The sequence below is a fragment of the Desulfovibrio desulfuricans genome, from assembly GCF_004801255.1.
GTDB classification, from domain to species: Bacteria; Desulfobacterota; Desulfovibrionia; order Desulfovibrionales; family Desulfovibrionaceae; genus Desulfovibrio; species Desulfovibrio desulfuricans_C.
Map to the genome: position 1 here is coordinate 2,784,235 of NZ_CP036295.1, position 13,266 is coordinate 2,797,500.

Here is a 13,266-nt window from a genome sequence, read left to right on the forward strand (position 1 = left end):
TAACATGCTTAAAAAACTCTCCGTGCGGTCGCCGTGGCTTTTCCGCATCAATGCTGGATCGTGCAACGGTTGCGACGTGGAACTGGCCACAACGGCCTGTATACCGCGTTACGACGTAGAACGTCTGGGTTGCCGCTACTGCGGCAGCCCCCGCCACGCCGACATTGTGCTGATAACCGGCCCCCTGACCACAAGGGTTCGTGACCGGGTGCTGCGAGTGTGGAATGAAATTCCCGAACCCAAGGTAACTGTGGCTGTGGGCATCTGCCCCATTTCGGGCGGCGTGTTCCGTGAGGGCTATTCCATCGAAGGCCCCCTGGACCGCTACATTCCTGTGGATGTCAACGTGCCCGGCTGCCCGCCGCGCCCCCAGGCCATTCTTGAGGCTGTGGTGCTGGCGCGGTCCATCTGGCTGAAAAAACTGGGCGTGGAGGAGTGATATGGCGGGCTTTCTGAAAGTTCTGTTCCGCAATCTGCTTGAAGGTCCGAGCACCGATCCCTTCCCGCTGGGTGAAACCTTCACCCCTGACCGGCTTCGCGGCAAGGCCGTTGTTGATCCCGACCTGTGCATGGGCTGCGGCATCTGCCGTCACTCGTGCGCGGCGGGGGCCATCAACATTACGCCATTGCCCGACCGCAAGGGCTTTACCATCACCATCTGGCAAAACTCGTGCTGCCTGTGTGCCTCATGCCGCCACTATTGCCCCACCGGGGCCATGAGCATCACCACCAACTGGCACACCGCGCACCCCGAATCGGAAAAATTCAACCGCATCGAACAGCAGACCATTCATTATGAACCCTGCGCTGGTTGCGGCGAGCTCATGCGGCCTCTGCCCAAAAAACTGGCCGAAAAGCTCTATGCCTACAATGATGAAATTGACAGGGAACTGACGCGCAGGCTCTGCCCCAAGTGCCGTCAGCTGGAAGACGCCAAGCGCAATGCCTGCGTGCTGCCCGCCGCCTCTGGCGAAGCAGAGGCAAAAGGCGTTACTTCTGCCGCTCCCACCAAGGATTAGCGGATCATACCCGCGGAGAACATATGCAAGAGACAATCAACGGCAACGCCAAAGTCATCGAAGGGCTGACGGCCCTGTGCACCGAAGACGACGCCGTGCATCACAGTGCAGACAGCTTCGGCAATGCCTTTCACTGGTTCAGGCTCGGCACGCCGCGCATGCTCCAGGAGGCTGCCGCCATCATGCGTGATGCCAACGCCCGCCTGTGCATGACCACAGCATACAACCGCCGCCAGCTCAGTGAACCCATGCAGGAAGTCTGCTACCACTTTGAGCTGGACGGCGTGGTTTACAACATGACCGTTACACTTAACGGCGAGTGGCCCACCGTGCCTTCCATCACGCCGCTTTTTGCCAATGCTGATTGGCACGAACGCGAAATGATGGAGCTTTACGGCATCCAGGTGACCGGTCACCCCAATCCCACCCGCCTGTTTCTTGATGAAGAGCTTGACGCAGGCATTCTCAACGAGGCCGTGCCCCTGTCCATCATGATGAACGGGGCCTGCACCACCGACCTGTGGGAACGCATTCTCAATGACAAGGAGCGCCACTCATGAGCAACACCTTCACCATGCCTCTGGGCCCCGTACATGTGGCCCTTGAGGAACCGGTATATTTTCACCTCACGGTGGAGGGTGAAACCGTTCGCCACGTCGAGCTCACCTCGGGCCACGTGCATCGCGGCATGGAAGCCATGGCGACCCAGCGCAACCTTATCAAGAACGTCACCCTGACCGAACGCGTGTGCTCGCTGTGTTCAAACAGCCACTCCTTCACCTACAGCATGGCTGTGGAAAACGTGCTGGGCATCACCATCCCCGAGCGCGCCTGCTACCTGCGCGTACTGGCCGAAGAAATCAAGCGCGTAGCCTCGCACCTTTTCAACACGGCCATTCAGGCGCATATCATCGGCTTCAAGTCGCTGTTCATGCACGTGATGGAAGTGCGCGAAATGATGCAGGACCTCAAGGAAACCGTCTACGGCAACCGTATGAACCTGGCGGCCAACTGCATCGGCGGCGTAAAGTACAACGTGACGCCCGATCTTTTGGACTACATGCTCAAAACCATCGCCAAGGTCGAACCGCAGGTGGACGAAATCCGCGAGATTTACGCCACCAACAGCATGGTGATTGGCCGTACCAAGGGCCTTGGGCTGCTGCCCAAGCAGGATGCCGTGCAGCTTGGCATTGTCGGCCCTGTGGCTCGCGGCTCTGGCGTTGCCATCGACGTGCGCAAGGATTCGCCCTACGCCGCCTACGGCAAGCTGGACTTCAAGTCCATCACAGAGTCCGGCTGCTGCGCCAATGCGCGCACCATGGTGCGGCTGCACGAGATCTTTGAATCGTTCAGCCTCATCCGCCAGTGCATCGAAAGAATGCCCGACGGCGATGTAACGGCGCCCATGCGCCAGATTCGTACCGCTGAGGCCTGCGCACGGTCCGAAGCTCCGCGAGGCGAAGTGTTTTACTACATCCGCACCAACGGCACGGATATGCCCTCGCGTCTCAAGTGGCGCGTACCTTCCTATATGAACTGGAAGGCTCTGGGAGTCATGATGCGTGACTGCAAGGTGGCCGATGTGGCCCTGATAACCAACAGCATCGACCCCTGCGTTTCCTGCACCGAACGCTAGACACGGAGGCTCCGGGAGTTTGACGCATGCATGAGGCAACGCTGGTTCAGGGGCTGCTGAACATGGCCATCAAGGCCGTGGACGAGCACAATACGGCCCATCCGGAATCCCCGGTCTGCCGTATTGAAGAATTCCAGTGCGAACTGGGCCTGCTTGCCTGTGTCGAAGCACAAACTCTTACCGCCTGCTTTGAACTGCTGGCGGAAGGAACCTTGGCGGAGGGCGCTAAGCTGACGCTTACCAACGCGCCCCTGGCCTGCAGCTGTCATCAGTGCGGGCATGAATTCAGCCTGACGCAACGGCATTTCGTCTGCCCCAGTTGCGGCGGCGAGAACATCCACTTCAACGGGGGCCATGGGATGACACTTATGGCCCTGCACGTTGCATCCGAGGAAACGGACCATGACTGAACATATCCAGGTCGTACCCGACAAATGCCGCGCCTGCCGCCGCTGTGAAGTGGCCTGCATTGCCGCCCACCACGGCATGAGCTTTAAAGAGGCCATGAAACACCGCGACGAACTGGTTTCGCGCGTACAGGTGGTCAAGGCCGAGGGCTTCAAGACCACCGTGCGTTGCCACCAGTGCGATCACGCGCCCTGCGCCAATGTGTGCCCCACCGGCGCACTGCAGCAGGACGCCGATGGCCGCATTATCATGCGCGTGCAATACTGCGTAGCCTGTAAGATGTGCATCGCCGCATGCCCTTACGGCACCATAACCCTTGACACCATCGGCATGCCCTCCGTGGACGGCGACGAAGGCGAAACTCTCGCCCAGCGCGCCCGCCGCGAGGTTGCCGTGCGTTGCGACATGTGCCGCGCATGGCGGATGGAAAACGGCAAGCGCATCACCGCCTGCATGGAAGCCTGCCCGGCCCACGCCCTTTCGCTGGTGCTGGCCGACGGCTCAGTGGTGCAGGCCCCAACGCTGGAAAAGAAGCCAGTCGCTGAAGAAAGCGCGGAAAAACCCGCCGCCCCTGTGGCCGAACCCGGCCCGCGAGCTTCGGTAACCGCCGCCGCGCGTGCCCCTGAAGGAGCAACACCGGCGGAAGCCCCCGCCAGTGAAGAACCCGCCGCGCCCGTGGCCGAAGCCCCCAAGGCTGAAGCTCCCGCTGTCGAAGCCCCGGCCGCTCCTGTGGTGGAAGCTCCCGCTGTCGAAGCCCCGGCCGCCCCCGTGGCTGAAGCCCCCAAGGCCGAACCTGTCGTGGAGCCGGTTGTGGAAGAAGCCCCCGCTGCTCCCGCAGCCGAAGCAAAAACCCCTGCGACGGCAGAACCCGTAGCGGCGGAAGCCCCCGCTGCCCCTGCACCAGCGCAAGCTCCCGTGGCGGCAGCTCCCAAGGCTGCCAAGGGCGGCAAAAAGTCCCCCAAGAAGGGCGGTAAAAAGTAACCTCCTTCCGCAAGCAGACCATCCAGGCCTCGGCAGGCTGTCGGAACTCACCGACAGCCTGCCGAGGCCTTTGCTATTTGTGTACCATGAGGGGGCGGGCTATGATGGACATGAGGCACGCGCCAGCAAGGCTCTTCCCCATGTAGGCGAATATCCGGAGGTTTGGCGAAGAACCCGCATTATTGTGACCACCATCACAGAAAGTCGTGACTAAATCTGTTGTATAAAAGGTGTTGCACAACCACGGCGCGAGGCCAGGCTGAGCGGCAGATATTAAGCCCGCCCGCGGGCGCAGTCCCGGCAGCATGATGGAGCGGCCAGCCCCAAACCGGCCAGCGCGCACGGCAACTCCAAACCACCCCGCACCCGCGGCGGCCAGAATGGGGAAAAGCGATGGAAAACAGCGAACTGCAAACCATCTTCTCTGCATTGCAGACCGGGCCCTTTGCGGCCATGTCCGAGGCCGAACGTCAAAAGCTGGCGCACCACGCGCGGTTGCAGCCATTCGGTCAAGGGGCGACGCTTTTTAGAGAAGGTGAACCCTCCACAGATCCCATGCTGCTGCAGACAGGGATGGTCAAGATCTGTCGTCATTCGTCGCAGGGCAAGGAGTGTGTGCTGCACATTGTGCGCCCCGGCAGGCTGCTGGACGCCGGCGTGCTGTTCTATGAAGAGGGCCTGCCCGTTACAGCCGTCGGCGTGCAGGCGGGCACGGTGCTGCGGCTCGATCGCAAAGCCCTGCTTGAAACTCTGCAGCACGAGGCCGCCCTGGGCGTTGCGCTGCTTACGGCCATGAGCCTGCGCCAGCGCCTGTTTATAAACAAAATCGCCGGTTCGCAGGGGCGTATTTCCGTTTCCGGGCGTGTGGCGGCATGGCTGCTGCACCGGGCAAAGATGGAAAAAAGCGCCACCCTGAACATGGGCGTTACCCAGGAAACCCTGGCCCGCCAGATGGGCATCAGCCGCGAGAGCCTGAGCCGCGAGCTCAGCGCCCTTGCATCCGCAGGGCTCATTGACCGCAACCGCCGCCGCATTACCCTGCTTGATGCGGATGCCTTGCGCGGGCGTGCCGAAGCGTAGGATCAGCATGAAAGTCTGCATTGTTTACTCCTCCTGCACGGGCAATACCCGCAAGGTTGCCGAGGCGCTGGCCCAAACCTCGGGCGCGCCCTGCTTTGCCGTACGCAACGCCCCCAACCCGGAGGATTACGACCTTCTGGCCCTGGGCTTCTGGGTACGCAAGGGACAGCCGGATGCCCGCGCCCAGCGCTATATGGAGCAGGTGCACGGCAAAAAAGTATTTTTTTTCGGCACGCTGGGCGCGTGGCCGCACTCTGAGCACGCCCGCCGATGCGCGGCGGCAGCCCGCGAACTTTTGCTGACGGGCGGCAATGCCGTGCTGGATGGATTTTTGTGTCAAGGACGCGTAAACCCTCAGGTTATCGCCGCATCGCAACGCAAGGGCGGCCATCCCATGAGCCCAGAACGGCAGGCGCGCCTGAACGAAGCCGCGCGCCATCCCGACGCCGCGGACCTCACGGCGGCGCGGCTGTGCTGGCAGCGCAGCCTGCAGCAATACGCGGGCGGCATTGCGTCCTCCGCCATGCCCATGGCCGCCGGGCTGTTGACCATGCCCGAGATCATCAATATGTCTTCCCGGTTGTAACCGGCATAAGAACCGCAGGAGCCTTTCATGCGCAAGCAGGACCGCCAATGCCTCGACCCGGCATTTTTTGACGAAGTTTTTTCCACGGCAGATGATTTGTGCCTGGCCATGTGCGATGGGGAATTTCCTTATGTCATCCCCCTCAACTTTGTGCGCCAGGGCGACTGCATCTATATCCACTGCGCTCTTGAAGGCCACAAGCTTGACTGCATCCGCCGCAACCCCCACGTAGCCTTTACCCTGGCGGCGGACGTGCGCATCCACAGAGAAAAATCCACCACCTACTACAAGTCGGTGTGCGGCACTGGCCGGGCCAGCATTGTGGAAGACCCGGCGGAAAAGGGACGCGCCCTCGACGCGCTGGCCATGCGCTATGCCGCGCAATGCCCCACCCCCACGCCGGATGCCGCCCTCGCCCGTACAGGCGTCGTGCGCATTGATATTGTGGAGCTGGTCGGCAAGCGCAAACTGCCCAAGTAAGCCTCACCACTATTGGCAGCGACGCGGCATCTCGCCACAACTAGCTGTATTTAAAGGAAGTCTGACATGAGCGGAGCTTCCCGTCTTATCCCCTTGCCTTCATTTATGGCCGTAATCCTTGCCGGTGCGCACTTTTGGCGCGCAGGGCAGCCCGGCCTTGCCGCAGCCTGTCTGCTGCTGGGCGCGCTCGCCTGGAGCCGGGCCGCGTGGGTGCGTCTGGCGCTGCTGCTGGCGCTGCCGCTGCTGTCCGCCAGCTGGATATGGAGCGCCGGGCAGTTTGTGCAGATGCGCATGCTCATGGGCGAGCCGTGGCGCAGGCTGGCGGGCATTCTGCTGGGCACGGCCCTGTTTACGGCCCTGGGCGCATGGCCCCTGCTGCGCGACGCCGCGCGGCGGCGGTACAACAGCAACAGCCAGAGCGCGGCAAGCCAGCTGGCGGCCCTGTGCCTGTGCCTTGCCCTGTTGCTGCCGGTGTGGATCATGAAACCGCAGTTATTTGTGCTGGAACGCTTTTTTTCGCAATGGGGGGCATTGCAACTGGCCCTTGCAGCGCTCTGGGCCGCCATGGTCGCAGGCTGGCTGAGCGGCAAAAGATCCCCAAAAGTCAGGATGCGCCTGTGGCGGCTGTTTTCCGTCGTATTTTTTGCCCAGCTGGTTCTGGGTTTGCTGCTTGAAAGCCGCTTTTTGCTCAGCGGGCAGCTGCACCTGCCGGTACCCGGCCTTATTGCCGCCGCGCCCGTCTATCGCGGCGGGGGGTGGTTCATGCTGGGCCTGTTTGGCTTTTCCACACTGTTGGCGGGCGCGGCATGGTGCAGCCACCTTTGCTACTTTGGCGCGTGGGACGCCTCCGTCGCCAAGCTCCGCGCGGGCGGCCCGCACGGGCTTGCCCGCCTCAACGCAGAACCGGATGCCGCGCCGCCCCCGGCTGATGACGCCGTCAAGGAAGCGGTACAAACCGTGCCCCGCCGCGCCCCGGCATGGCTGCCGCATCTGCGCCTGGGCATGCTGGGCCTGACGCTGGCTGTTCCGCTGCTGCTGCGTCTTGTCGGCGCACCAGTTGAAGCGGCGCTGGCCTGCGGCTTGCTGCTGGGCCTGCTGGCAGTGCCAGCCTCGCTGCTGATCAGCCGCAAAACCGGATACGCCGCTTACTGCCGGGGCCTGTGCCCGCTGGGCCTGCTGGCAAAATGGCTTGGACGCCTCGCCCCCTGGCGGGTACGTCGCACCGGCCCCTGCCGCAGATGTCTGGCTTGCGTGCGCGTATGCCGTCAGGACGCCATGGGCGACCCCAGGGCAGCCTGCGCGCCAAATGCCGACTGCAACCTGTGCCGCGACTGCGTGTCTGTCTGTCCGCAACAGGCCCTTTCCATAACTTTTTACGGCCTGCCCGGCACGCGCAGCTGGGCAGGGCCAACCTTTGTCGCCATACTGGCCGCCCTGCACGCGGCTTTTCTGACCATGGCCCGCATCTAGCCCGCCGTGGTCTGTATGACAGGAAGCTAAGCTCCATAACCGCAACAGTTGTAAAACCATATCCGAGGATGCCAATGCTGCGTGTGCTGCGTCGCCTGCGGGCAGGAACCATGGCCCCGCCGAGGGCTGACTGGAAGGAAATTTTCTGGGCCTGGGCAGGCAGCTGCCTGTCCATCATCTGTCTGGCCCTGCTGGAAAGGCTGAGCGCGCAGGAATGGAACCTGCCGCTGCTCATCGGCTCGTTTGGCGCATCGGCCGTGCTGGCTTTTGGCGCGCCCCACAGCCCGCTGGCCCAGCCCCGCAACCTTGTGGGCGGGCACGTGCTGTCAGCGCTCGTGGGCGTAACCTGCCAGATGCTCATGAGCGACGACCCGATTCTGGCATCGGGACTGGCCGTTTCCACCGCCATTGCCCTCATGCACGCGACGCAGACCCTGCACCCTCCGGGCGGCGCAACAGCGCTCATAGCAGTCATCGGCGGGCCGGGCATCCACAGTCTGGGCTACTGGTATGTGCTGCTGCCCTGCGCGGCAGGAGCCGTCTGCATGCTGGCCCTGGCCTGTGTGACCAACAACCTGGCCGCCCGCAAAAGATACCCGCTGTTCTGGTGGTAGGGGCCGCCCCCCGAAGCAAACAGCCAGCCCCAGGGGGGCCGCCGGGCACCATGCCGGCGCGCCTCCCTGCCGTACCCTGCAACGCCGCACAATCAAGGCAGGCCGCCCCCGGCTTGCCAGCCGGGGTCAAAGGGCGTAGCGTCATTGCCTTACTTTTATCGAGGTTATGACATGTCCGGCATTTCTTCCGCTTCCCCCCTGGCGGATGGTCTCAGACGCGCGCTGCCCATTGTGCTGGGGTATCTGCCTGTGGGCTTTGCCTTTGGGGTTCTTGCGGTCAAAAACAACATCCCCCCTTCCCTTGCTGTAGCCATGTCCGTGCTGATGTTTTCCGGCTCCGGACAGTTTGTTTTTGCAGGCATGTGGGGCGCTGGAGCAAGCGCCCTCTCCATCATGGCGGCGGTATTTATCGTCAACCTGCGCTACTTGCTGCAGTCAGCTGCAGAATCTCCCTGGCTGGCCGGCCTGCCGCGCGGGCAGCGTTTTTTGCTGGGCCTGGGCCTTACCGACGAGACCTTTGCCGTGCATATTACGGCCTTCCAGAATGGCTGGCGGCGCAACCTCACCACGCTCTTTGTCTGCAACCACACCGCGCAGCTGGGCTGGGTCTCGGGGGCGGCCATCGGCGCGTTTTGCGGCGAGCTTGTGCGCGACGTCAAACCTCTTGGCCTGGATTACGCCCTGACAGCCATGTTTCTGGCCCTGCTGGTGCCGCAGTGCGTCAGCCGCCTGCATGTGCTGGTGGCGCTGTTTACCGCCGTGCTTTCCATCAGCCTCAAGGCTGCGGGCATGACCCAATGGAACATTGCCGTGGCCACAGTACTGGGCGCGAGCCTGGGCACGTGGCTGTTACTGCGCAAGGCCCGGCACGAAGGCGCGCCCATCGACCTTGACGGAGCGGATTGCCCGCCCGCCCGCGACGATACGGCCGTTGACGCGGCACGCACAGGAGAGGTGGAATCATGAACCAGCCCGGATGGCTTGGCGCCAACGCAGCCCTGCTGCTCTGCCTGTTTGGCAGCGTGCTGGTTACCCTGCTGCCCAAAATACTGCCGGTGACCTTTCTCAGGGGCGACAGTCTGCCCCCCCTGCTGCGGCACTGGCTGTCGTTTGTGCCGGTGGCCGTCATGGCGGCGCTGGTGGGGCCGGATGTATTTTTTTACGAAGGGCATTTTAACGCCGGGCCCTCCAACCTGTTTCTGATGGTGTCCCTGCCCTCGCTGCTGGTTGCCTGGTGGACAAAAAACTACTTTCTGACCATTGCCTTTGGCCTTGCGCTGGTGATTCTGGCCCGGGGCATCGGGTTGTACTGATGCCGAAGGCAAAAAGCCCTGCAACCATGCCGCCCTCCCTGCGCAAACGGCGCAAACCGGCCCCGGCCCTACCGCAGCCCTACCGCAGCGCCAGCCTGCTGGTACGTATCGCGCCCGAAAATACGGGGCTGTTCCGCTTTTTGCTCGAAGCGTACGACCATGTGGCCTACTTTACCGTGCTGGAGCACAAAACAGCGCTGCTGCGGGTGATCTTTTCGCCCCACCGCGAGGACGAAACGCGCCGGGCCCTGGCGCAGATGGCCCAAAGCCTGCCTCTTGCGGTCGAGGAATGGCCCTGAGCCGCTGACGGCCAAAAAATTCCGCAGGCGAGGTCTCCGCAAGGCCGCGCGGCGGGTCTGCGCTGGGGGTCGCGCTGGCGATCCCGCACCCCGACACAGATATCCGCGCAGATATCCGCACGGGCAATGCCGCGCCAAAGCCCGAGCCGCAGCCGTGTGGGGAGCCCTGCGCAAAAACACTTTGAGCTGCGCGTAATTTCTGTTACGATTTTTGCGTTTTGGGGCAGGGCCAAAAGTCCAGCCCTTTTCCTGCGTCTGGCGCAAGCCCGCAACACCTCAGCCTTTACCAAGGCGGATTCATGCCCACACTGAAATACAAGCGCGTGCTGCTCAAGCTGAGCGGCGAGGCCCTGGCCGGTGAAAACAAAACCGGCATCGACCCGGCAACCGTAGACACCATCTGCCGCGAGATCGGCACAGTGCTCGAAATGGGCGTCGAGATGGCCCTTGTTATTGGCGGAGGCAATATTTTTCGCGGGCTTTCCGGCTCGGCAAAAGGCATGGAACGCTCGTCTGCCGACTACATGGGCATGCTGGCCACTGTGCTCAACGCCCTGGCCGTGCAGGACATGCTTGAAAAGCTCGGCTACCCCACGCGCGTGCTTTCGGCCATCACCATGCAGGAGGTATGCGAGCCATTTATTCGCCGCCGCGCCCTGCGCCATATGGAAAAAGGCCGCGTGGTCATCTGCGCCGCCGGCACGGGCAACCCCTACTTTACCACTGACACCACCGCAGCCCTGCGGGGCATGGAACTGAAGTGCGACGCCATCATCAAGGCCACCAAGGTCGACGGCATCTACGACAAGGACCCCACCAAATTTCCCGATGCCGTCAAATTTGACAGCATCACCTACGATGAAACCCTGGCGCGCCATCTGGGCGTCATGGACGCTACGGCCTTTGCCCTCGTGCGCGACAACAACGTGCCCATCATCGTGTGCCGCATGTTTGGCGGCGACATCTGCCGCGTCGTAACCGGCGAAACCGTAGGCACCATCGTTCAGAACTGAGAGCCCCCAAGGAGAATACCGATGGATATCGACAGCATCCTTCTGGACGCCGAAGACCGCATGGAAAAGGCCATTGCCTCGCTGGAACGCGAGTTTTCCAAACTGCGCACTGGCCGCGCCTCCACCGCGCTGGTGGACGGCATCAAGGCCGACTACTACGGCACGCCAACGCCCATCAGCCAGATGGCCTCGGTGGCCGTGCCCGACAGCCGCACCGTTACCATCCAGCCCTGGGACAAGGGCGGCATTTCCGTGGTTGAAAAGGCCATTCTGAAATCCGACCTGGGCCTCACGCCCATCAACGACGGCAAGCTCATCCGCATCATGATTCCGCCGTTGACCGAAGAGCGCCGCAAAGACCTGGTCAAGGTGGCCCGCAAATACACCGAAGACGCCAAGGTGGCGGTTCGCAACGTGCGCCGCGACGCCAACGACAGCCTGAAAAAGCTGGAAAAAGACAAGGCCATCAGCGAGGACGAGCAGAAAAAAGCTTCTGAAGACGTGCAAAAGCTGACGGACAAGTTTGTGGCCGAGGCCGACAAAAAGTGCGCGGCCAAAGAAAAGGAAATTATGGAAATCTAGCCCGTGGCGGGTTTTCCGCCGGGGTTGCGCGCGCCCCGCAACTGTTTGCGGGGCGCGGCTCTGCTGTTAACGGCAGGCCTGCCCGCAGCGGGGCCGCTGGCCCGCAGGACTTATCACCACAGGCTTAATGCATGACGGACCATCCAGACAAACTGCCCACGCATCTTGCCATCATCATGGACGGCAACGGCCGGTGGGCCCAGGCCCGCGGCCTGCCCCGCGAGGCTGGGCACCGCGCGGGCGCGGAAACAGTACGCGCCATCGTGACCGAATGCCGGTCGCTGGGCATACGCCACCTCACGCTCTACACCTTTTCCAGCGAAAACTGGAACCGCCCCAAGACCGAAATCAGCGCCCTTTTCAGCCTGTTGATGGAATTTTTGAGCCGCGAGGTTCCGCGCATGGTAGAGCAGGGCATTTCCATGCGCGTGCTGGGCGATCTTGAATCCATGCCGCTAGCCCAACGCACGGCCCTGCGCCATGCCATAAAACGCACCGAGGGCGGCAGGGACATGGTTCTCAACCTTGCGCTCAACTACGGCGGCAGGGGCGAGCTTGTACGCGCCATGCAAAATATGCTGCGCGAGGGTATGCGCCCCGAGGACATTACCGAGCAGACGCTGGCGGACCATCTGTACACCGCCGGACAACCCGACCCCGACCTGCTCATCCGCACCAGCGGCGAGCAACGGCTAAGCAACTACCTGCTCTATCAATGCGCCTACAGCGAGCTGTACTTCACGCCCGTGCCATGGCCGGACTTCGACGCCGCGCAGCTGCGCATGGCCCTGGCCGCCTACGCCGCCCGTTCGCGCCGTTTCGGCAAAACACAGGAGCAAATTGATGCCCATTGATCCTTCAACACGAACCATCGACATCCGCCGCATCTTCACCGGCATTGTCCTGGCTGCGGTATTATTGCTGGTGCTCTGGCTCAGGGGGTTGCCCCTGTTGTTTGTTATTCTGCTTGTCTGCGCCCTGGGGCTGTGGGAGTTTTACTCCCTGTTCTGGGGGCCCAAGGGCCGCGTAACCAGCAGAGTGTGCGCCATCATACTGGGCTGGGGCATGATCTGCCTCACCTGGATGCACCGTCCGCAGGATGCTCTGGTCTTTATGGGCGCGGGCTTTGTGCTGGCGTCATTGAGCTTTCTGTTCAGGTGGGACGTTATTGAAGAAGAAAACGCCTTTGCCTCCAGCGGCATCTTCATGGCGGGCCTGGCCTATGTGCCGCTGCTTTTGCTGCCCGCCACCTATCTTTCGACCACCAAGCTCATCTTTGTCATTGCCGCCGTGGCCATTTCGGACACTTCGGCCTACTTTGTGGGCACTCGTTTTGGTCACCACAAGCTGTGGCCGCGCGTCAGCCCCAAAAAGAGCTCCGAGGGCGCGGTGGGCAGTCTGGTGGGCTGCGTAATTTTTTGCGCCATTTACGGCTCAATTTACGGCAAAACCGGCTGGTTTTCGTTTGCGCTGCTGGGTATAGCCGTCAACGCCTTTGCCCAGCTGGGCGACCTGTTTGAATCGGCGCTCAAGCGCTCGGTAAACATCAAGGATTCCGGCAATCTGCTGCCCGGTCACGGCGGCATCCTCGACAGAGCGGACAGCCTGCTGTTTGCCATGCCCATGGTGGCCGTTGTGGACCAGTGGTTTTTCTTCTTTTAGGGCGCAAAGCCCTTTTGCTGCTGTCAGCGTGAGCGGTGCGGCGCACGGGGTACGGACAAAGCGTCCTTCCGGGCCGCACCGCTTGCCTGCCATTAAGCCATACGCGAAAGCCGCTTCCCA

18 protein-coding genes are annotated in these 13,266 nt (G+C 62.3%); all 18 read left to right on the plus strand.

The features are described 5' to 3' along the window. The first annotated feature begins 4 nt into the window (after positions 1 to 4). The 18 genes from DDIC_RS11670 (at position 5) to DDIC_RS11755 (ending at position 13,146) form a co-directional block, all read left to right on the plus strand. Positions 5 to 439 (plus strand): NADH-quinone oxidoreductase subunit B family protein, encoded by a 435-nt coding sequence (locus DDIC_RS11670; RefSeq protein ID WP_136401124.1) that lies wholly within the window; start codon positions 5 to 7, stop codon positions 437 to 439. Between the two features lies 1 nt (position 440). Continuing rightward, positions 441 to 1,019: a 4Fe-4S binding protein gene (locus DDIC_RS11675; protein ID WP_136400598.1), complete on the plus strand. Its 579-nt coding sequence runs from the start codon at positions 441 to 443 to the stop codon at positions 1,017 to 1,019. A gap of 23 nt (positions 1,020 to 1,042) precedes the next feature. Then, positions 1,043 to 1,579, plus strand: coding sequence for an NADH-quinone oxidoreductase subunit C (locus DDIC_RS11680; protein WP_136400599.1), 537 nt, complete (start codon positions 1,043 to 1,045; stop codon positions 1,577 to 1,579). Further along, on the plus strand, positions 1,576 to 2,658 hold the full coding sequence (locus DDIC_RS11685) for a nickel-dependent hydrogenase large subunit (RefSeq protein WP_136400600.1): 1,083 nt from the start codon (positions 1,576 to 1,578) through the stop codon (positions 2,656 to 2,658). Before DDIC_RS11680 ends, DDIC_RS11685 begins: the two co-directional genes overlap by 4 nt. Positions 2,659 to 2,684: 26 nt before the next feature. Further along, positions 2,685 to 3,068 (plus strand): hydrogenase maturation nickel metallochaperone HypA, encoded by a 384-nt coding sequence (locus tag DDIC_RS11690; protein ID WP_136400601.1) that lies wholly within the window; start codon positions 2,685 to 2,687, stop codon positions 3,066 to 3,068. Beyond that, complete coding sequence (locus tag DDIC_RS14000; protein ID WP_247647472.1) at positions 3,061 to 4,047, plus strand: 4Fe-4S dicluster domain-containing protein; 987 nt, start codon at positions 3,061 to 3,063, stop codon at positions 4,045 to 4,047. The genes DDIC_RS11690 and DDIC_RS14000 overlap by 8 nt, the downstream gene beginning before the upstream one ends. 393 nt (positions 4,048 to 4,440) lie before the next feature. Beyond that, positions 4,441 to 5,127, plus strand: coding sequence for a Crp/Fnr family transcriptional regulator (locus DDIC_RS11700; protein WP_136400602.1), 687 nt, complete (start codon positions 4,441 to 4,443; stop codon positions 5,125 to 5,127). Positions 5,128 to 5,134: 7 nt separating this feature from the next. Continuing rightward, positions 5,135 to 5,713, plus strand: a complete 579-nt coding sequence (locus DDIC_RS11705) for a flavodoxin family protein (RefSeq protein ID WP_136400603.1) — start codon at positions 5,135 to 5,137, stop codon at positions 5,711 to 5,713. A gap of 27 nt (positions 5,714 to 5,740) precedes the next feature. Further along, entirely contained in the window at positions 5,741 to 6,193 is a 453-nt protein-coding gene (locus DDIC_RS11710; RefSeq protein ID WP_136400604.1) for a pyridoxamine 5'-phosphate oxidase family protein, read from the plus strand. 66 nt (positions 6,194 to 6,259) lie between these two features. Then, the gene (locus DDIC_RS11715) at positions 6,260 to 7,663 is read left to right on the plus strand and encodes a 4Fe-4S binding protein (RefSeq protein ID WP_136400605.1); all 1,404 of its coding nucleotides are present in this window, start codon (positions 6,260 to 6,262) and stop codon (positions 7,661 to 7,663) included. 74 nt (positions 7,664 to 7,737) lie between these two features. Further along, positions 7,738 to 8,277 carry an HPP family protein gene (locus DDIC_RS11720; RefSeq protein ID WP_136400606.1) on the plus strand — a complete coding sequence of 180 codons (540 nt, stop codon included), beginning with the start codon at positions 7,738 to 7,740 and terminating at the stop codon, positions 8,275 to 8,277. Positions 8,278 to 8,448: 171 nt separating this feature from the next. After that, on the plus strand, positions 8,449 to 9,243 hold the full coding sequence (locus DDIC_RS11725) for an AzlC family ABC transporter permease (RefSeq protein ID WP_136400607.1): 795 nt from the start codon (positions 8,449 to 8,451) through the stop codon (positions 9,241 to 9,243). Next, positions 9,240 to 9,590, plus strand: coding sequence for an AzlD domain-containing protein (locus DDIC_RS11730; RefSeq protein WP_136400608.1), 351 nt, complete (start codon positions 9,240 to 9,242; stop codon positions 9,588 to 9,590). Before DDIC_RS11725 ends, DDIC_RS11730 begins: the two co-directional genes overlap by 4 nt. Next, on the plus strand, positions 9,590 to 9,889 hold the full coding sequence (locus DDIC_RS11735; RefSeq protein ID WP_136400609.1) for a DUF4911 domain-containing protein: 300 nt from the start codon (positions 9,590 to 9,592) through the stop codon (positions 9,887 to 9,889). The genes DDIC_RS11730 and DDIC_RS11735 overlap by 1 nt, the downstream gene beginning before the upstream one ends. Positions 9,890 to 10,188: 299 nt before the next feature. Beyond that, complete coding sequence (pyrH, locus tag DDIC_RS11740; RefSeq protein WP_136400610.1) at positions 10,189 to 10,902, plus strand: UMP kinase; 714 nt, start codon at positions 10,189 to 10,191, stop codon at positions 10,900 to 10,902. 21 nt (positions 10,903 to 10,923) lie between these two features. Further along, the gene (gene frr, locus DDIC_RS11745) at positions 10,924 to 11,484 is read left to right on the plus strand and encodes a ribosome recycling factor (RefSeq protein ID WP_136400611.1); all 561 of its coding nucleotides are present in this window, start codon (positions 10,924 to 10,926) and stop codon (positions 11,482 to 11,484) included. 131 nt (positions 11,485 to 11,615) lie between these two features. Next, complete coding sequence (locus tag DDIC_RS11750) at positions 11,616 to 12,338, plus strand: isoprenyl transferase (RefSeq protein WP_136400612.1); 723 nt, start codon at positions 11,616 to 11,618, stop codon at positions 12,336 to 12,338. Continuing rightward, entirely contained in the window at positions 12,328 to 13,146 is an 819-nt protein-coding gene (locus tag DDIC_RS11755) for a phosphatidate cytidylyltransferase (protein WP_136400613.1), read from the plus strand. The genes DDIC_RS11750 and DDIC_RS11755 overlap by 11 nt, the downstream gene beginning before the upstream one ends. Positions 13,147 to 13,266: the final 120 nt, after the last annotated feature.

Excerpts from the sequence above, each read along its gene's own strand:
- DDIC_RS11735 (WP_136400609.1), top strand. The coding sequence starts at position 9,590 with ATGCCGAAGGCAAAAAGCCCTGCAACCATGCCGCCCTCCCTGCGCAAA.
- DDIC_RS11670 (WP_136401124.1), top strand. The coding sequence starts at position 5 with ATGCTTAAAAAACTCTCCGTGCGGTCGCCGTGGCTTTTCCGCATCAAT.
- DDIC_RS11705 (WP_136400603.1), top strand. The coding sequence starts at position 5,135 with ATGAAAGTCTGCATTGTTTACTCCTCCTGCACGGGCAATACCCGCAAG.
- DDIC_RS11675 (WP_136400598.1), top strand. The coding sequence starts at position 441 with ATGGCGGGCTTTCTGAAAGTTCTGTTCCGCAATCTGCTTGAAGGTCCG.
- DDIC_RS11720 (WP_136400606.1), top strand. The coding sequence starts at position 7,738 with ATGCTGCGTGTGCTGCGTCGCCTGCGGGCAGGAACCATGGCCCCGCCG.
- DDIC_RS11730 (WP_136400608.1), top strand. The coding sequence starts at position 9,240 with ATGAACCAGCCCGGATGGCTTGGCGCCAACGCAGCCCTGCTGCTCTGC.
- DDIC_RS11700 (WP_136400602.1), top strand. The coding sequence starts at position 4,441 with ATGGAAAACAGCGAACTGCAAACCATCTTCTCTGCATTGCAGACCGGG.
- DDIC_RS11725 (WP_136400607.1), top strand. The coding sequence starts at position 8,449 with ATGTCCGGCATTTCTTCCGCTTCCCCCCTGGCGGATGGTCTCAGACGC.
- pyrH (WP_136400610.1), top strand. The coding sequence starts at position 10,189 with ATGCCCACACTGAAATACAAGCGCGTGCTGCTCAAGCTGAGCGGCGAG.
- DDIC_RS11680 (WP_136400599.1), top strand. The coding sequence starts at position 1,043 with ATGCAAGAGACAATCAACGGCAACGCCAAAGTCATCGAAGGGCTGACG.
- DDIC_RS11685 (WP_136400600.1), top strand. The coding sequence starts at position 1,576 with ATGAGCAACACCTTCACCATGCCTCTGGGCCCCGTACATGTGGCCCTT.
- DDIC_RS14000 (WP_247647472.1), top strand. The coding sequence starts at position 3,061 with ATGACTGAACATATCCAGGTCGTACCCGACAAATGCCGCGCCTGCCGC.
- DDIC_RS11710 (WP_136400604.1), top strand. The coding sequence starts at position 5,741 with ATGCGCAAGCAGGACCGCCAATGCCTCGACCCGGCATTTTTTGACGAA.
- DDIC_RS11755 (WP_136400613.1), top strand. The coding sequence starts at position 12,328 with ATGCCCATTGATCCTTCAACACGAACCATCGACATCCGCCGCATCTTC.
- DDIC_RS11715 (WP_136400605.1), top strand. The coding sequence starts at position 6,260 with ATGAGCGGAGCTTCCCGTCTTATCCCCTTGCCTTCATTTATGGCCGTA.
- DDIC_RS11750 (WP_136400612.1), top strand. The coding sequence starts at position 11,616 with ATGACGGACCATCCAGACAAACTGCCCACGCATCTTGCCATCATCATG.
- DDIC_RS11690 (WP_136400601.1), top strand. The coding sequence starts at position 2,685 with ATGCATGAGGCAACGCTGGTTCAGGGGCTGCTGAACATGGCCATCAAG.
- frr (WP_136400611.1), top strand. The coding sequence starts at position 10,924 with ATGGATATCGACAGCATCCTTCTGGACGCCGAAGACCGCATGGAAAAG.